The following is a 16,247-nucleotide window of genomic DNA, read 5'->3' on the forward strand; positions in this document are numbered from 1 at the left end:
CGCGACCTCGACCAGTCCGCGACCTCGACTAGTCCGCGACCTCGACCTGGAACTCGATCTCGACCGGCGCGTCCAGCGGCAGCACCGCGACGCCCACCGCGCTCCGCGCGTGCACGCCCTTGGCCCCCAGCACCTCGCCCAGCAGCTCGCTCGCGCCGTTGATCACGCCCGGCTGTCCGGTGAAGTCCGGGGCCGAGGCGACGAAACCGACGACCTTGACCACACGGACGATCTTGTCGAGGTCGACGACCACCGACTTCACGGCCGCCAGGGCGTTCAGCGCGCACGTGCGCGCCAGCTCCTTGGCCTCCTCCGGCGTCACCTCGGCGCCGACCTTGCCGGTCACGCCCAGCTTGCCCTCGACCATCGGCAGCTGGCCCGCGGTGTACACGTACGAACCGGTGCGTACCGCCGGCACGTACGAGGCGAGCGGCGCCGCGACCTCCGGCAGGGTCAGCCCGAGCTCGGCGAGCTTCTCCTCGACCGCGCTCACGCCTTCTCCCGCTTGAGATAGGCCACCAGCTGCTCGGGGTTGTTCGGGCCCGGCACGACCTGGACCAGCTCCCAGCCGTCCTCGCCCCAGGTGTCCAGGATCTGCTTGGTCGCGTGCACGAGCAGCGGCACGGTCGCGTATTCCCACTTGGTCATGGTGCTGACTGTAATGCCTCTCTCCTGGGGGCTGGTGCGTACTCCTCACGGCGACTGGCTAGGCTCCGCCATGTGAGCAGGCTCCATGTCGTCAGTGGCAAGGGCGGAACCGGCAAGACCACGGTCGCCGCCGCACTCGCGCTGGCTCTCGCGAGCGAGGGCAGGCGCACCCTGCTGGTCGAGGTCGAAGGCCGCCAGGGCATCGCACAGCTCTTCGAGACGGAGGCGCTGCCGTATGAAGAACGCAAGATCGCGGTCGGTCCCGGGGGCGGCGAGGTCCACGCCCTGGCCATCGACCCCGAGTTCGCGCTGCTCGACTACCTCCACATGTTCTACAAGCTGGGGTCGGCCGGACGCGCGCTGAAGAAGCTCGGCGCGATCGACTTCGCCACGACGATCGCACCGGGGCTCCAGGACGTCCTCCTGACCGGAAAGGCGTGCGAGGCGGTGCGCCGCAAGGGCCGGGACGGCCGGTTCGTCTACGACCACGTGGTCATGGACGCGCCGCCGACGGGCCGGATCACCCGCTTCCTGAACGTCAACGACGAGATGGCCGGGCTCGCCCGCACCGGCCCGATACACCATCAGGCCCAGGCCGTCATGGGGGTCCTCAAGTCGCCCCAGACAGCCGTCCACCTGGTGACGCTGCTGGAGGAGATGCCGGTCCAGGAGACCGCGGACGGCATCGCCGAGCTGCGCGCCGAGGACCTGCCGGCCGGCGGGGTCGTCATCAACATGGTCCGCCCCCCGGTCCTCGACCTGGCGGCCGTCGAGATCGCCGCGAACGGACGGCGTACGGCCATCGCCAAGGCCCTCTCGGGGGCCGGTCTCGGCGGCGCGCGCCGCGGCGGGCTCGCCGAGCGCCTGGTCGACCCGCTACTGGAGCAGGCACGCGAGCACGCGGAGCGGGTCGCCCTGGAGCACGCGCAACGGGCGGAGCTCGCCCGGTTGGGCCTGCCGACATACGAGTTGGAGCTGTTGAGCGACGGGGTCGACCTGGCGGGGCTGTACCGGCTCGCGGCCGATCTGCGCAAGCAGTGGCCGGAATAGCCGCGGCCGGATCCGGGTTCGAGTGACGGCGCCCGTACGGTGTGGGCAGGTGTCCGTACGGTATGAGCGGGACGCGCGGGGCGGGCCGTGCGGGAGAAGGTGGGCGGCATGACCATGGACACGGCACCCCGGCTGGAGGCCGACGCCCTGCTGGACGATCCGCAGACCCGCATCGTGGTGTGCTGCGGTTCCGGTGGGGTCGGCAAGACGACGACGGCCGCGGCTCTCGGTGTTCGGGCCGCGGAGCGCGGCCGCAAGGTCGTCGTCCTCACCATCGACCCGGCCCGGCGGCTCGCGCAGTCGATGGGCATCGGCTCCCTCGACAACACCCCGCGCCGGGTGAGCGGCATCGACACGGCCGCGGGCGGCGAGCTGCACGCGATGATGCTCGACATGAAGCGCACCTTCGACGAGATCGTCGAGGCGCACGCCGAACCCGAGCGGGCCCGCGCCATCCTGGCGAACCCCTTCTACCAGTCGCTGTCGGCCGGTTTCGCGGGCACGCAGGAGTACATGGCCATGGAGAAGCTGGGCCAGCTCCGGGCGCGCGACGAATGGGACCTGATCATCGTCGACACGCCGCCGAGCCGGTCGGCACTGGACTTCCTCGACGCGCCGAAACGACTCGGCTCCTTCCTGGACGGCAAGCTGATCAGGCTGCTGACGGCGCCGGCCAAGGTCGGCGGCCGGGCGGGGCTGAAGGTGCTGAATGTCGGCATGTCGATGATGACCGGGGTGCTGGGCAAGCTGCTGGGCGGTCAGCTGATGCGCGACGTGCAGACCTTCGCCACCGCGATGGACACCATGTTCGGCGGCTTCCGCACCCGCGCCGACGCCACGTACCGGCTGTTGCAGGCACCCGGTACGGCGTTCCTGGTGGTGGCCGCCCCGGAGCGGGACGCCTTGCGGGAGGCCGCGTACTTCGTCGAGCGGCTGTCGGCAGACCGGATGCCGCTGGCCGGGCTGGTGCTGAACCGGGTGCACGGCAGCGGTGCGGCCCAACTCTCGGCGGAACGGGCGCTGGCCGCCGCCGAGATGCTGACGGATCGTCCGGCGGAGGGGGCGCACGAGGCGGACGCTGGTACGGAGACCGAGACGGACGCCGTGACGGACGCTGAGGCAGACGCCGTGACGGACACCGGGGCAGACGATCCGGCGGGCGTCGGCGGAGTAGAAAATCTTGGCGAACGCCGCATTGTCGATCGCCTTTCCGGGAAGGTTGAGCAGCGGAGCGCATCGGCTCCGGATCCCGGCCCGGACGCCGCTCCCGACGACGACTCCCCCACGTCAGCGGAACAGCTCGCCGCAGGGCTCTTGAGACTGCACGCGGAGCGGATGCAGGTGCTGGCACGTGAGCAGCGCACGCGCGACCGCTTCACGGCTCTGCACCCCGAGGTGCCGGTCGCCGAGGTGGCCGCACTCCCGGGCGATGTGCACGACTTGGACGGGCTGCGGGCGATCGGTGAACGCCTCGCGGTCCAGCCGGAGGAGCAGCGCGCCGGCTGAGCCGGCACGACCTAGCCCGCGGCAGCGAAACTGCCGTACTCTTCCTCGTCTTCGACGGTCAGGATGCCCGCATCGCGCTCGTACTCACTGCGCGCGGTCTCCAGCAGTCTCCGCCATGAGGTGACCGTCGGCCGGCGGCGCAGCAGCGCCCTCCGCTCACGCTCGGTCATTCCACCCCATACGCCGAATTCGACACGGTTGTCCAAGGCATCAGCCAGGCACTCGGTCCGCACCGGACAGCCCGTGCACACCGCCTTGGCTCTGTTCTGTGCCGCGCCTTGGACGAATAGTTCATCCGGATCGGTAGTGCGGCAGGCGGCCTGCGCACTCCAGTCGGTTACCCAGCCCATGCTGGCGCCGTCCTCTCCCGAATCGAGGCTCCCCCACGGCGACAAACGGCATATGCACCGTCGCCAGTTGAGGACGTTACGGAAGGCAGGCAGGGCGCAACAGCCCCTGCGGGCCCAATCTTGAATGGCCCGAACGGACTATGCGTACGCGGCAGATCACCCAACGGAGTGAGCTGACGACATTATGGGCTTTCCCGACATAACGGGACGACTCATCCGAGCCACAGGGAACGTTCAACGCCATACCCCGCCAATTGGGGCAGGTCTCATCACTCACTTGAGTGATGAAGGGGATGAAGCGAGGTCGCACATTTGTGGCTGGCGTAAAACAGCGTATGCGAACACCTGGGCCCCTGTCCGGCGATTCGGCACGTAGGCTTCGGCCATGGGTAAGAAGCGCTCGGGCGGGGGCCTCTCCACCACACAGCAGGCCGCGAAGTTCCTCGGCGTCAGCGTGCTCGCCGGTGCCGTGCTGGCGGGCATCGCCCTGCCCGCCGTGGGAGCGCTCGGGCTGGCGGCCAAGGGGACCGTCGAGGAGTTCGACGAGATTCCGGCCAACCTCAAGACGCCGCCGCTCAGCCAGCGGACCACCATCCTGGACGCCCGGGGCGGCGAGATCGCGAAGGTCTACTCGCGTGACCGTACCGAGGTGCCGCTGAAGAAGATCTCCCCGTATCTGCGCCAGGCGATCGTCGCGATCGAGGACGCGCGCTTCTACGAGCACGGGGCGGTCGACCTCAAGGGCGTGCTGCGCGCGCTCAACAAGAACGCGCAGGGCGGCGGCGTCTCCGAGGGCGCCTCCACGCTCACCCAGCAGTACGTGAAGAACGTCTTCGTCGAGGAGGCGGGCAACGACGCCGAGGCGGTCCGCGAGGCCACCCGGCAGACCATCGGCCGCAAGATCCGGGAGCTGAAGTACGCGATCCAGATCGAGAAGGAACTCGGCAAACGGCGGATCCTGCAGAACTACCTGAACATCACCTTCTTCGGGCAGCAGGCGTACGGCGCCGAGGCCGCCTCCCAGCGCTACTTCAGCAAGCACGCCGAGGACCTGAAGCTGGAGGAGGCGGCACTGCTGGCCGGCCTCGTCCAGTCGCCCAGCCGCTACGACCCGGTCAACGACCCGCGCGAGGCGACCCTCCGCCGCAACACCGTGCTCCAGCGCATGGCGGACGTGAGGAACATCTCCCAGGCCGAGGCCGACAAGGCGAAGAAGAAGCCGCTCGGCCTCAAGGTCAGCAAGCCCAAGAACGGGTGCATCACCGCCGTGGACGGCGCGGGCTTCTTCTGCGACTACGTCCGCGAGGTCTTCCTCAAGGACCCGGTGTTCGGCAAGACCCGGGAGGACCGGGCCAAGCGCTGGAACCGGGGCGGCCTCACGGTCCGTACGACCTTGGACCCCAAGGCCCAGAAGTCGGTGCAGAAGGCCATACGCGACAAGGTCTACGCGAGCGACGAGGTGGCCACCGCCGTCACCCTCGTCGAGCCGGGCACCGGCAGGATCGTGGGCATGGGCCAGTCGCGGCCCTACGGCTTCAAGGGGAACGAGACCCCGATCAACCTGTCCGTGGACAAGGACATGGGCGGCGGCGTGGGCTACCAGCCCGGCTCGACCTTCAAGCCGATCGTCGCGGCCGCCGCGCTTGAACGGGGAGTGAAGCCCACCAAGTCCTACCCGTCGCCGTACCGGATGCCGTACCCGAGCCCGGTGCGCACGTGCGACGGCTCGTGGAGCGGCAGCGACTCCGTGTCGAACGAGAACACCACGGAGGTCGGTCCGTACGGCATGAGGGAGGCGACGGCCAAGTCCGTCAACACCTACTACGTGCAGCTCATCAGCGACATCGGCGTTTGCCCGGTGACCACGCTCGCCGACAGGATGGGCGTCGCGCGGGCCGACGGCAAGAAGCTGGACCAGGGCCCGGCGATCGCCCTCGGGACGCAGGAGATGTCCCCGCTCACGATGGCCACCGCGTACGCGACCTTCGCCAACCGCGGCGTCTACTGCACCCCGGTCGCCATCGAGTCGATCACCGCACCGGGCGGCAAGAAGCTCAAGGTGCCGCAGACCGAGTGTTCACGCGCGATGTCGCAGAAGACGGCAGACACCGTCACCACGCTGCTCAAGGGCGTCGTCGAGGACGGCACGGGCCGGGAGGCGGGGCTCAGCGGCCGGGCGAGCGCGGGCAAGACCGGCACCACCGACGAGCGCTACGCGGCCTGGTTCGTGGGGTACACCCCGAACCTGGCCGGCGCGGTGTGGGTCGGCGACCCGCGGCACGAGCGCAGGATGGTGAAGATCAGCATCGGCGGACGCACCTGGGACAAGGTCTTCGGCGGCAAGGTGCCCGGCCCGATCTGGCGTGAGGCCATGGCGGGGGCGCTCGAGGGCAAGCCCGCGCCGGGCTTCGTGACGGTACCGATCAAGGACCCGGCCCAGAAGAAGCCGCCTCGCGACGGCCGCGGGGACGACAAGCCGGGCCGCAACGGGAGCGGCGGAATCGGCGGCCCGTGGCCGGACGTCACCATCCCCCCGGACCTGATCGGCGGCACCGACGGGGACTGGGACCCGCGCGACATCCTCGGCGGAAACGAGAACGGCGGCGGGCACGGCCGCAGGCAGCGGTAGGGCCTGCGGCCCCGCCCAGGCCGGGCCCGCGCCTCGCGTCTTCGCGGCGCCGGCGCGACATGCCCGTACGCCGTACGCAGTACGGGCGCCCGGCGCGGACTGGCCGGGGCTCGGGGCAAGGGCCGACTGGCCCCGGCCCCCGGCCTCAGCCCGTCAGCCCGCGAGTCGGCGCTTCACCGCGGCGGCCACCCGGCCGCCCTCCGCGCGTCCTGCGATCTTCGGGTTCACGATCTTCATCACGGCACCCATGGCCCTGGGCCCCTCGGCGCCGCCCGCCTTGGCCTCCTCGACCGCCTCCGCGACCAGCCCGTCCAGCTCGTCGTCCGTCAGCTGCTTCGGCAGGTAGTCGGCGAGCAGCTCGCCCTCCGCCCGCTCCCGCTCGGCCTGCTCCGCCCGGCCGCCCTGCGCGAACGCCTCCGCGGCCTCGCGGCGCTTCTTCGCCTCGCGCGCGATGATCTTCTCCACCTCGGCGTCGGAGAGCTCACGGGCGGCGTCGCCCGCGACCTCCTCCTTCGCGATCGCGGTGAGAGTGAGCCGGAGAGTGGAGGAGCGCAGCTCGTCGCGCGCCTTGATCGCCGCGGTGAGGTCGTCGTGCAGCTTGGACTTGAGCGTGGTCATGGCCATGAGTCTGCCAGCCCTGGCCGGTAATCACCCGAAGATTTCGTCCACCGCGGGGGTCTGCGACGATGGGACGCATGCGCGCGCGATACGGAGTACCCCTGGGAATCACGGCGGTCGGCGCCGCCGGCCTCGCCTATGCCGCCGGTTTCGAAGTCCGCTCCTTCCGGCTCCGACGGGTCTCGGTGCCCGTACTGCCGCGCGGAATGCGACCGCTGCGCGTTCTCCAGGTCTCCGACATCCATATGGTCGGCGGCCAGCGCAAGAAGCAGCGCTGGCTGCAGTCCCTCGCCGCGCTGCGCCCCGACTTCGTCATCAACACGGGCGACAACCTCTCGGACCCGGACGGCGTGCCGGAGACGCTGGACGCGCTGGGCCCGCTGATGGAGTACCCCGGTGCGTACGTCTTCGGCTCGAACGACTACTACGGCCCCAAGCTCCGCAACCCGGCCAAGTACCTGATGGAGAAGGCCACCGGGCGGCACGGCCTGAACGGCAACCCGCCGGTGGTCGGCGCGATCCACAACCCCTGGGAGGACCTGCGCGACGCCTTCGACGCGGCCGGCTGGGTCGGCCTGTCGAACGCGCGCGGCCGCCTGAAGCTGGACGGCCTGGAGATCGCCCTGACCGGCCTGGACGACCCGCACATCAAGCGCGACCGCTACGGCGAGGTCGCGGGCGGCCCCGAGTCGGGCGCGGACCTCTCCCTGGCCGTGGTCCACGCCCCGTACCTGCGTGTCCTGGACGCCTTCACCGCCGACCGCTACCCCCTGATCCTCGCGGGCCACACCCACGGCGGACAGCTGTGCATCCCCTTCTACGGGGCGCTGGTCACCAACTGCGACATCGACACGAAGCGGGTCAAGGGCCTCTCCACCCACCAGGCCGGCGGCCACACCTCCTACCTGCACGTCTCCGCCGGCTGCGGCACCAACCGCTACACCCCGGTCCGCTTCGCCTGCCCCCCGGAGGCCACCCTCCTGACCCTGACCGCCCGCGACTGACCCGACCCCGCCGACCCGACCTGACCTGCACAAGCGGGCGCGAAAACCGGATTTCGTCTCTGGCTCCGCGTGGGCTAGAGTAGAGCTCGTTGCACCGGGGTGTAGCGCAGCTTGGCAGCGCGCTTCGTTCGGGACGAAGAGGTCGTGGGTTCAAATCCCGCCACCCCGACGGTGAAGCAAAAGGCCAGAGGCCCCATCCGCTCGCGGATGGGGCCTCTGGCTTGTTGTGCGTGACTCACCGCGTGGCTCACCGCATGACTACCGGTCCCTCAATCCGCCTTTCAGACACGCTCGGACGGGGTGAGGTCGACCTGGAGGAGGTCGCGGGTCTTCCGGAGGGGTGAGCACAGGACGGGGACCGGTATCAGGAGCGTGCAGAGGCCGAAGATCAGCAGGGCGGCACGGTTGCCGACGGTTTCGCCGAGGACTCCGGCGAGGAGGGCACCGATGGGGAAGACGCCCCAGGAGACGAACCGGACGGTCGCCATCACGCGCGGGAGGAGGTCCGGCGTGACGGCCGTCTGGCGGTAGGTGCGGCCGATGATGGCGAAGGTCACCGTGCAGGCGCCCCAGCCGAGGTTGCCCAGCGTGAACAGGGCCAGGCCCAGGCCCGAGGAGGTCAGCGGCATCATCAGGGCGCAGACGGGGCTGACGATCAGGGTGACGATCGCGACCCGGGTGGTGCCCAGCCGGTTGACCAGGGGAGTCGTGACGGCCGCGCCGATGACACCGCCCAGGCCCATGCTGGCGATCAGGAAACCGACGGTGAGGGAGTTGGTCTGCACCGTGCGGATCAGGAAGACGGCGGTGAGCGCCTCGAAGGCCGCGGTGGCGAAGTTGAAGGCGGTGCCGGCGAGGACGAGCGGGCGGATCACGGGATGCCGTCGGACGAACTCGATGCCCTCACGGATCTCGGCCGCCATGTTGCGCTTCGCCTTCTCCGGCGCCTCATGGCGCGGTGACGGCACGGTCAGCAGCAGAGCCGCCGAGACGACGTAGCTCACCACGTCCGCGATCAGGCTGTACGCCGCGCCAAGGGCATGCACCAGGCTGCCGCCCAGCGCGGGGCCCGCCACCTGGGAGACCGACTCGCTGCCCTGCAGCAGGCTGTTGCTGGCGGTCAGCCGGTCCTTGCTGACCACCGCGGGCAAGTAGGTCGAGTAGCCGACGTCGAAGATCACGCTCGCCACGCTGAGTACGAAGGCCGCGAGCACGAGGTGGGCGAGGGTGAGCGCGTCCAGGAAGACCGCCACCGGCACCGACCCCAGGGCCGCGGCCCGGACCAGGTCGGCGGCGACCAGCACCGGGCGCAGCGGGAGTCGGTGCACCAGCACCCCGGCCGGCAGCCCGAACAGCAGCCACGCGCACATGGCCGCTGCCGCCACCAGACTCGCCTCGAAGGGACCGGCGTCCAGTTCGAGGACGGCGACCAACGGCATCGCGACGGTAGTGACAGCCGTGCCGAAGGCGCTGGTGGTGTGTGCCGTCCAGAGCCGCCAGAACACCGGGTGGCCCTGCCGTGCGGGGCGCGGCGAGTACGTCATCGTGAGCTCCTACAGGACGGCATGGCTGTCATAGATCCGGCGTGGCCCGTCGTCGCAGCAGCGGGACTTCTTCAAGGCGAGTACACAGATCCCGCCGGTCCCACGACCGACGTGCGCGGAGTGGAAACCCGTCGCGGCAAGGGCGGCGAGGAGTTCGTCCGCGGCGTCGGCGCTCTCCCCGGTGTCGGCGCTCTCCCGCCCGGGGTGGCCCGCGGCCAGGTACAGCACGCCGTGCACCATCAACGCCCGGTGGAGGGCGCGCAGCTCCGTCCGCGCCTCGCCGGGAGCGGGGAAGGCCGAAGTCCCGCCGCACCAGATGCCGCTCAACGTCCCGTCCTCGAAGGCCGCCGTGGCCGACCGGGCGTGATCCAGGGTGATGGACGGCCGTCGGCCGGTGACCCGCTGGTAGAGGGTCTCGGCGCACTCGATCCGGCGGGTGTCGAGTTCCGGGCGGCCGCGCGCGATCTCGGCCACGCGCATGCGGGCGGCGGGTGGCAGCATGCTCATGAAGGCCCTGAGGTCTGCCTCGTCGGTGGGCGTACCCATCTGTGTGCCCCTGTTCATCGGCGTTGGTCAGTGACCGACGGCCTTCTCGTGATCCGCGACGGAGAAGTCGTCGATCAGTTCATGGAGCGCCTCGACGCAGCTCCCGCACCCTGTGCCGGCGCGGCAGCGGTCGCCGATGCCGTCCACCGAGTCGGCCCCGCCCCTGATCGCCGAGACGATCTCGGCCTCGGACACCGAGTGGCACACGCACACGACGCAGTCGGGATCGGGTTCGAACATCGCCACCGGGGCACCCCCTTCGAGCCGTGGGCTCAGCCGACGGCGATCCGCTTGCCGTCCACGACGAAGCAGCCGCGCTCCGGCTGCCGGCCGAGGAGATCGGCCTCCGGGAAGAAGGTGCGGTGGGCGGTGAAGGAGACCAGGTGCCAGATGTCGGACTCCGAGACCCCGAGGCCGCGCACGTTGGCGATCTGCTTGTCGATCGGCTGCGTGCCGGCGGCCACCACGCCCTCGTGCTGGTACCAGAGGGAGTTCTCCGCGTCGCGGTGAAGATGCTGGCCGCCGAGGTTCGGGGTGTCGCTGCGGTCCGTCATCAGCATCATGTTCGAGGGCCCGGCCAGTTCCACCGCGCGCTGCGCGATGGCGAAGTCCACGTGCTCACCGTCGAAGTTGAGGCAGGCGGTGATGCGCCCCGCGTGGGCGGCGCGGATGATCGCCGCCGGGACCGGCCCGGCCTGCTCGTGCAGGTCGGTGAGGTTCCAGGACGGCAGGTCGTACGAGGCGATGACGCGGTCTCGCTCGGCCTTCGCCCGGGAGGTGCGGAACGCGTGCTTGATCAGCAAGGGCATCTCGTTGAAGAGGTGGTCCGTGATCACTCGGACGCCCCTTCCGGGGAAGTCCGCGGCCTCGGCGGCGCTGATGGCCACCTCCACGCAGTCGGCGCCCAGTTGGGGGTCCTCGCGGGTGAAGTGGCCCAGGGCCGGGCGCACTCCGCGCTCCACCAGGGTGGTGACGATCCACGCCAGGTCCGGGTAGCCGGCCGGCAGCGCCGGAGCGACGTACGAGCCGGGGGTCAGCGCGTCGGGCGAGAGCATGATGTAGGCCAGGCCGAGCGGCCCGCAGGACGCCAGCTTGTCCCACTCCGCGCGCGACGGCGCCCAGACGGAACTGGCCGGGGTGCCGCCGAAGCTGGCGACCAGCGGGCCCTCCAGGGCCATCGCTCCGATATACGGAAGCTCCCCGTCCGCGCGCTGCCCGGAGAAGACGTCCATGAACCGGACGAAGTCGTCGAGCCGCTCCTGCCGGAGGTAGAGCGTGGGAATGCAGATGATTCCCTCGGCCCGGGCTGCCTCGTTGAGCTCCTTCAGGTCCATGCGGCTGAAGTCGGAGAAGTCGACGTCACCCAGCCCGTGGCAGTGGACCTCGACCGGCAGGCTCGGCACGAAGTAGCTGTCGGAGCCCGTGGCCCCTGCGCCTGCCGGGGCGGAAAGGGAAAGCCGGCCTTGGTTCCAGGTCACGGAGGCGGATTGGGTGCGCTCTGGGGTCAGCCAATTGTTCGCTGTGAGTATGGAAGTGTTCATCGTATTCCCATCAAGTACGTCTCGCGGCCCACCACCACGTCTGACCTGGTGCATTCGTCAGAAGACGACAGAGCCGGTCGTCGCGAGATATTCCAGAATTTCCTTGGTGTCTGCGGTCGCGGTTTCCTCATCGATGTCGTACTCGCCGGCCAGCAGCCGCCCGATATCGGCGATCGAGTTCCGTCCGTCGATGTGCTTCCAGATGAAGCTCGCGGTCTCGGACAGTTCGAAGGCGTTGTTGGCCACGGCCACCAGGAATCCGCCCCGAACGTTTCGGACCCGGACATCGGGCCGGTACGAGGGGATCTGGTCGACGGAGAGGTGGGGTTGTTCTGCCATCAGAGAATCACTTCCATCGAGATCTTGCGGCACACGGGAAGGACTTCGTTGACCCACGCGGCGGGGTCGGCGGGATCGAAGGACTGCATGGTCTCCAGCGCCCAGTAGTCCTCGAACGAGAGGACCGACTGCGCCACGGAACGGAATCTCCTGGCCCGCCACTTGGGGTTCTGCCCGTACTCGGCGTGCGAGGCGAGCAGCGCGTCCACCGCGTACCCCAGGGCCACGTGCGCCGAGAGCACCGCGCTCTCCAGATCACCGATCGACATCTGGCCCACGGCGTCCTCGACGCGGGAATCGGCGTAGTTGAGGCCGCGCTGGACCAGCACGGCGCCGAAGGCCGACGCCTTGAGCTCGTCCGAACGCCGCCGCAGCCACTCCTCGTTCTCCAGTGCCACACCGTGCCGGAGCCACTCCAGCAGGACCGTCTCCTGGCGGTCGAGCTGGACGCCCTCGCCCACGGCGCTGTCGAAGGCTTCGTGGGAGACCTTCGCCAGGACCGCCTCGACCTGCGCGTCCGTCAGGTACCTGATGTCGCAGCGGGTGCCCTCCACGTAGGTCTCTATGGAGTGGAAGATGTCGGCACCGAGCGGAATGGGGGCACCGTCGACCCGGCCGCTCCACTCCTGGTCGGTGATGACGTACAGGTCGACGTCGCTGGTCGGGTTGCCCCAGCCGCGCACGATGGAGCCGGCCTGGTAGACGCATCGGGGCGCGTCCGGGAGCAGGCCCTGGGCGCGCAACTCCGGCAGATGGGACGACGAGTTGTCAGCCATGGCTCTCTTTCTGTGAACGCTGGAGCTCAAGCAGTACGGACGGCGCGTTGTTGACCAGGTGGGCCAGGAGCGCCGGGTAGATCGAGCCGGACAAGGCGACCAGGGCCAGCAGGGACAGCGCTGCCAGCAGTTCCACGGCCAGGACCCGCGGGGCCTTGCGCCACTTGCTGTCACCGACGTGGTGCCGGGCGATGAAGGCGGCGGCGCCCAGCAGCGAGACCGCGATGCCCGCGGGGCCGGACGCGGTGACGGCCACCGACCGGTACAGCGACTCCTCGCCGAACGGCGCCAGGGTCCCCGTGGTCGCCCGTGTCCTGGCCTGGAGCGGTGTGCTGGGCCCCATCAGGAAGGCCAGATCCCCGGAGAACAGCAGACGGAAGTTCATTCCCCCGGCCAGCAGCAGCACCGCGGCCAGCGCGAGCGCCACGAGGTACCACCACCAGTCCGTGCCCTGGGTGAGCCAGGACGCGCCGGTGCCCGCGGCGACCGCGATGAAGGAGATCGGCACCGCGAGGGCGATCGCGTTCTCGCCCCAGTAGGCGATTCCGGTGCGGAGGGTACGGGGCATCCGCCACGGCAGCAGCCCGGCCAGCGCGTCCACGGCGACGAGTGCGGCGGCCGCACGCCAGATGCCGCCCTGGCACCAGAGCGCCACGGCGAAGGCTGCCATGACCGCGGCCGACAGCAGCCGGACATGGTGCGGCGGCCAGGCCGTACGGTCGAAGGCGCGGGCCAGGAAGCCGGTGTGACCGGCGGCGGGGGAAGCCGGGGGCGACGTGCTCATCGCTGGGCCGGTTCCCCGGCGCCGGGCTCCGCGGTGATGAGGCCGAGGGCCAGCGCCTCCTGGAACAGCTCGGCCACGTCCGCCAGTTCGCCGCCCGTCTTGGCCAGTGTCTCGGCCAGGCTCAGGGTGCCGTCGAGGCTCTGCAGGAGCGCGAGCCAGGCGGCGTCGTCCGCGGCCGAGATCTCGTACTCGAAGCCGCCGTCGACCACCACGAACCAGGAGTCGGGGGAGGCGGGCACCGTGGCGAGCAGGACGTTGTCGGCGAGCGCGTACACCCGCTCCTGGTCGATCTCCGGCTCCGTGACCACCTGGGCGACGATCTCCGGGGCCGTGCGCTCCCAGTCCCGTACGGCCAGTTCCACCGGGGTGGGACGGGCGGCGGCCCGCACCGGGGGCGCCGGCGGCTGCGCGCTCATGACCTCCAGCAGGCCGAGGTTGACGATCCTCAGCAGCAGCTCGACATTGCCCGTGCTGGGGCTGCGGGTGAGCTGGCCCAGAGCGGTACGCAGGCCGTCGGCGCTGAGGTACCGGCGCGCGTTGTCGCTGGAGAGTGCCTGCTCCAGCAGGGCGGCGCCGTCCTGTGCGAGGAGCCGGGTGAGGGCGCGGTTGGTGTGGCGGGCGCCCTCGCCGTAGAAGAAGTAGCCCTTGGGGCGAGTGCGGATCTCCTCGGGCAGGACGCCCTTCATCGCCTCGCGCACGATGCGCTTGTCCCACAGCAGTGCGGCGCGCCGGTGGGCGGGTATCCGGGCCACGAGTTCGACGAGGCGGTGGTCGAGGAAGGGCACCCGGGCCTCGGTGCCGTTGCCCGCCGCCGTACGGTCCTCGTGCCAGACGTTGTACTGCTCCAGGGTGCGGTACTGCCAGGTGAGGTACCCGGCGTAGGGGTCGGCCGCGTACGGCGAGCCGGGGTCGATGGCCGCGTCGTTGAGCAGCGGAACACCGTCGTGCTCCCACCAGTGCCCGAGCTTGGGGTTGCGCTCCAGCGCCTGCCGCCGGTACAGGTCGCGAAGGTTGGACTCAAAGTCGTCCCAGTCGCCGCCCTCGCCGGCGAAGCGCGGGATGTAGCCGCCGTTGATCTCGTCGGCGGCGGCGCCGAGCAGCATGCCCTTGATCTCCGGGAAGTTCTGCCGGGCGAAGCGGTGCATCTCGAACTTGTAGAAGATCTCCGCTCCGACCAGCGGGGTCTCCGCCAGCCACACCAGGTCCCGCCACTCCTGCGGGCTCGGCACCCGGTCGGAGCCGATCAGCACCTGGTGGTTGGGGAGGCCCAGGAGTTCGGCGGTCCGGTGGCCGCCGCGCGCGTCGCCGTTGAGGACGGTGCCCGGCGTCAGCGCGGTGAAGGTCTGGAGGCCGCTGCCCGGGGCGAGTGCCGCGACGGCGGCGGAGTCGATGCCTCCGCTGAGGAAGAGTCCGAGGTCGGTGTCGGCGGTGGCGCAGTCGGCGACGGAGGCGGCGAGCAGGTCGCGGAACGCGGCGACGTAGTCCTCGTCCGTCATGTCGGAGTCGGCGTCGGGGCCGGGCAGTTCCCAGTAACGGTGCTCGGTGGTCCCGCCGTCCCGCAGCCGCGTCTCGATGATCACACCTGGCGGCACGATCTCGATGTCCTCGAACCAGGTGGTGATGCGGCCGTGCACGAACGCCGGTGTGGCGTTCATGTCGTACTCGCCGAGCGCGCGGTTCCAGTCGAGGCGGCGCGGGGTGGCGGCGTCGGCGAACAGCGCCTTGATCTCGGAGGCGAAGACGACGCGCTCGCCGTCGCGGTGGTAGTAGAGCGGCTTGATGCCGAAGCGGTCGCGGCCCATCAGCAGGACCTGGCGTGCGCGGTCCCACAGGACGAAGGCGAACATGCCGTTCACCCGGTCGAGGAAGCGCAGGCCGTCGCGCTGGTAGAGATAGAGCAGGACTTCGCAGTCGGAGCCGGTGGTCAGCCGGGTGCCGGAGGGCAGCCCGGCGGCGAGCTCGCGGTGGTTGTAGATCTCGCCGTTGACGATCAGGGCGACGTTGCCGTCCGTGCTGACCAGGGGCTGGGCGCCGTCCTCGGGGTTGACCAGGGAGAGCCGGTTGAAGGCCATCCCCACCGGCCCTTCGCGCAGCAGCCGCCGGTCGTCGGGCCCTCGGTGGGCGAGCGTGTGGGCGAATGCCTCCAGAAGGCCGTCGGCCTCCTCGGACAGGGCGCTCCCGTCGATCCGGGCCACACCAGCAATGCCGCACATTCTTCCCACCCCGTTCACGGACAACGAATAAGCAGGGCCGCCGCGAAAACGGGCCCGAGAGTACTGAAGAAGGTGCGTCACGCCCGTTGCCGGGCGTGACGCACAACGGGTCATCAGACGCCGTTGGAAAGGATGGTGCCGGTGCCCACCTTCTTGGCGGACGGCTTGGTGTACTTCTTCATGGCTTTCACCTCCTCCATCAGGAAATATGGAGGGGCCAATTCCGCATGGGTGGTACTGACGTCGACTAGACCCGCCAGACGGGCGAACAGCGCCCGTGGCTCACTGGAACATCCATCAGCACAACCCGCAGCACTCAAGGAACGAGCAAGAACGCGGTGTTGGTACCCCCGTGCAGCAGGTCCGGATGGATCTCGAACCTGTCGGCGATCTTTCTAACTGACCGAGACATGACGGGTCAACACATTCCAAGGAACAATTTCCGGCCATGCGACTGACGGTGGCCGGTTTTTTTCCCTGCCCCACTCGCCCGTTCTGTCACAGGCTGCACCGGAAACTGTGAACACCTTGATTGTCAGGACATCCGCACCAGACTCTCTCGTCGCCGAAGAATGTCTCTGTCTTTTTCCTTTACTTGTTGACCAAACTTGATCTAGGGTTCGCTGTCATGTCCGCAAAACGGTCAGTATTTGCTTGTCCGGAGTCTGCGGTAGCTGGTGAGTACCAGAGCAAATTCGG

The 16,247-nt window shown here is 69.8% G+C and carries 16 protein-coding genes and 1 tRNA gene; 5 read left to right on the plus strand and 12 right to left on the minus strand.

Annotated elements, in window-relative coordinates:
• Positions 1 to 28: 28 nt before the first annotated feature.
• On the minus strand, positions 29 to 493 hold the full coding sequence (locus tag ACQUSR_RS14800; RefSeq protein ID WP_431043029.1) for a RidA family protein: 465 nt from the start codon (positions 491 to 493) through the stop codon (positions 29 to 31).
• Positions 490 to 648 carry a DUF4177 domain-containing protein gene (locus tag ACQUSR_RS14805; RefSeq protein WP_003967454.1) on the minus strand — a complete coding sequence of 53 codons (159 nt, stop codon included), beginning with the start codon at positions 646 to 648 and terminating at the stop codon, positions 490 to 492. Before ACQUSR_RS14805 ends, ACQUSR_RS14800 begins: the two co-directional genes overlap by 4 nt.
• A 72-nt stretch (positions 649 to 720) precedes the next feature.
• Between ACQUSR_RS14805 and ACQUSR_RS14810 the strand changes: the two genes are divergently transcribed.
• Positions 721 to 1,698, plus strand: coding sequence for an ArsA family ATPase (locus ACQUSR_RS14810; protein WP_431043030.1), 978 nt, complete (start codon positions 721 to 723; stop codon positions 1,696 to 1,698).
• 108 nt (positions 1,699 to 1,806) lie between these two features.
• Positions 1,807 to 3,204 (plus strand): ArsA family ATPase, encoded by a 1,398-nt coding sequence (locus tag ACQUSR_RS14815; RefSeq protein WP_431043031.1) that lies wholly within the window; start codon positions 1,807 to 1,809, stop codon positions 3,202 to 3,204.
• An 11-nt stretch (positions 3,205 to 3,215) separates the two neighbouring features.
• Here the strand turns inward: ACQUSR_RS14815 and ACQUSR_RS14820 are convergent, their stop codons facing one another.
• A complete protein-coding gene (locus ACQUSR_RS14820) occupies positions 3,216 to 3,554 on the minus strand; it encodes a WhiB family transcriptional regulator (RefSeq protein WP_431043032.1) in 339 nt (112 codons plus the stop codon).
• A 385-nt stretch (positions 3,555 to 3,939) separates the two neighbouring features.
• Between ACQUSR_RS14820 and ACQUSR_RS14825 the strand changes: the two genes are divergently transcribed.
• Positions 3,940 to 6,183, plus strand: coding sequence for a transglycosylase domain-containing protein (locus tag ACQUSR_RS14825; protein WP_431043033.1), 2,244 nt, complete (start codon positions 3,940 to 3,942; stop codon positions 6,181 to 6,183).
• Positions 6,184 to 6,336: 153 nt separating this feature from the next.
• On the opposite strand, the gene ACQUSR_RS14830 is transcribed toward ACQUSR_RS14825, so the two are convergent.
• On the minus strand, positions 6,337 to 6,801 hold the full coding sequence (locus ACQUSR_RS14830; RefSeq protein WP_431043034.1) for a GatB/YqeY domain-containing protein: 465 nt from the start codon (positions 6,799 to 6,801) through the stop codon (positions 6,337 to 6,339).
• A gap of 77 nt (positions 6,802 to 6,878) precedes the next feature.
• On the opposite strand from ACQUSR_RS14830, the gene ACQUSR_RS14835 reads away from it, so the two are divergent.
• The gene (locus ACQUSR_RS14835; protein ID WP_431043035.1) at positions 6,879 to 7,805 is read left to right on the plus strand and encodes a metallophosphoesterase; all 927 of its coding nucleotides are present in this window, start codon (positions 6,879 to 6,881) and stop codon (positions 7,803 to 7,805) included.
• Positions 7,806 to 7,900: 95 nt separating this feature from the next.
• Positions 7,901 to 7,974: transfer RNA gene (locus ACQUSR_RS14840), tRNA-Pro, on the plus strand.
• A gap of 112 nt (positions 7,975 to 8,086) precedes the next feature.
• Here the strand turns inward: ACQUSR_RS14840 and ACQUSR_RS14845 are convergent.
• From ACQUSR_RS14845 to asnB, 8 genes are all read right to left on the minus strand, one after another.
• Positions 8,087 to 9,349 (minus strand): MFS transporter, encoded by a 1,263-nt coding sequence (locus ACQUSR_RS14845; RefSeq protein WP_431043036.1) that lies wholly within the window; start codon positions 9,347 to 9,349, stop codon positions 8,087 to 8,089.
• Between the two features lie 9 nt (positions 9,350 to 9,358).
• Complete coding sequence (locus ACQUSR_RS14850) at positions 9,359 to 9,895, minus strand: hypothetical protein (protein WP_431043037.1); 537 nt, start codon at positions 9,893 to 9,895, stop codon at positions 9,359 to 9,361.
• Positions 9,896 to 9,922: 27 nt separating this feature from the next.
• A complete protein-coding gene (locus ACQUSR_RS14855) occupies positions 9,923 to 10,135 on the minus strand; it encodes a (2Fe-2S)-binding protein (RefSeq protein ID WP_431047600.1) in 213 nt (70 codons plus the stop codon).
• A gap of 32 nt (positions 10,136 to 10,167) precedes the next feature.
• A complete protein-coding gene (locus tag ACQUSR_RS14860; protein WP_431043038.1) occupies positions 10,168 to 11,373 on the minus strand; it encodes a hypothetical protein in 1,206 nt (401 codons plus the stop codon).
• Positions 11,374 to 11,493: 120 nt separating this feature from the next.
• Complete coding sequence (locus ACQUSR_RS14865; RefSeq protein ID WP_431043039.1) at positions 11,494 to 11,775, minus strand: PqqD family protein; 282 nt, start codon at positions 11,773 to 11,775, stop codon at positions 11,494 to 11,496.
• Positions 11,775 to 12,551 (minus strand): hypothetical protein, encoded by a 777-nt coding sequence (locus ACQUSR_RS14870; RefSeq protein ID WP_431043040.1) that lies wholly within the window; start codon positions 12,549 to 12,551, stop codon positions 11,775 to 11,777. The genes ACQUSR_RS14865 and ACQUSR_RS14870 overlap by 1 nt, the downstream gene beginning before the upstream one ends.
• On the minus strand, positions 12,544 to 13,335 hold the full coding sequence (locus ACQUSR_RS14875; protein WP_431043041.1) for a CPBP family glutamic-type intramembrane protease: 792 nt from the start codon (positions 13,333 to 13,335) through the stop codon (positions 12,544 to 12,546). The genes ACQUSR_RS14870 and ACQUSR_RS14875 overlap by 8 nt, the downstream gene beginning before the upstream one ends.
• Positions 13,332 to 15,548 (minus strand): asparagine synthase (glutamine-hydrolyzing), encoded by a 2,217-nt coding sequence (gene asnB / locus ACQUSR_RS14880; protein ID WP_431043042.1) that lies wholly within the window; start codon positions 15,546 to 15,548, stop codon positions 13,332 to 13,334. The genes ACQUSR_RS14875 and asnB overlap by 4 nt, the downstream gene beginning before the upstream one ends.
• Positions 15,549 to 16,247: the final 699 nt, after the last annotated feature.

The sequence above is a fragment of the Streptomyces sp. P1-3 genome (assembly GCF_050613155.1).
In the GTDB taxonomy this organism is placed as follows: domain Bacteria; phylum Actinomycetota; class Actinomycetes; order Streptomycetales; family Streptomycetaceae; genus Streptomyces.

Coding starts and splice junctions, on each gene's coding strand:
- ACQUSR_RS14805 (WP_003967454.1), bottom strand. CDS start 648: ATGACCAAGTGGGAATACGCGACCGTGCCGCTGCTCGTGCACGCGACC.
- ACQUSR_RS14815 (WP_431043031.1), top strand. CDS start 1,807: ATGACCATGGACACGGCACCCCGGCTGGAGGCCGACGCCCTGCTGGAC.
- ACQUSR_RS14820 (WP_431043032.1), bottom strand. CDS start 3,554: ATGGGCTGGGTAACCGACTGGAGTGCGCAGGCCGCCTGCCGCACTACC.
- ACQUSR_RS14825 (WP_431043033.1), top strand. CDS start 3,940: ATGGGTAAGAAGCGCTCGGGCGGGGGCCTCTCCACCACACAGCAGGCC.
- ACQUSR_RS14830 (WP_431043034.1), bottom strand. CDS start 6,801: ATGACCACGCTCAAGTCCAAGCTGCACGACGACCTCACCGCGGCGATC.
- ACQUSR_RS14835 (WP_431043035.1), top strand. CDS start 6,879: ATGCGCGCGCGATACGGAGTACCCCTGGGAATCACGGCGGTCGGCGCC.
- ACQUSR_RS14845 (WP_431043036.1), bottom strand. CDS start 9,349: ATGACGTACTCGCCGCGCCCCGCACGGCAGGGCCACCCGGTGTTCTGG.
- ACQUSR_RS14850 (WP_431043037.1), bottom strand. CDS start 9,895: ATGGGTACGCCCACCGACGAGGCAGACCTCAGGGCCTTCATGAGCATG.
- ACQUSR_RS14855 (WP_431047600.1), bottom strand. CDS start 10,135: ATGTTCGAACCCGATCCCGACTGCGTCGTGTGCGTGTGCCACTCGGTG.
- ACQUSR_RS14865 (WP_431043039.1), bottom strand. CDS start 11,775: ATGGCAGAACAACCCCACCTCTCCGTCGACCAGATCCCCTCGTACCGG.
- ACQUSR_RS14870 (WP_431043040.1), bottom strand. CDS start 12,551: ATGGCTGACAACTCGTCGTCCCATCTGCCGGAGTTGCGCGCCCAGGGC.
- ACQUSR_RS14875 (WP_431043041.1), bottom strand. CDS start 13,335: ATGAGCACGTCGCCCCCGGCTTCCCCCGCCGCCGGTCACACCGGCTTC.
- asnB (WP_431043042.1), bottom strand. CDS start 15,548: ATGTGCGGCATTGCTGGTGTGGCCCGGATCGACGGGAGCGCCCTGTCC.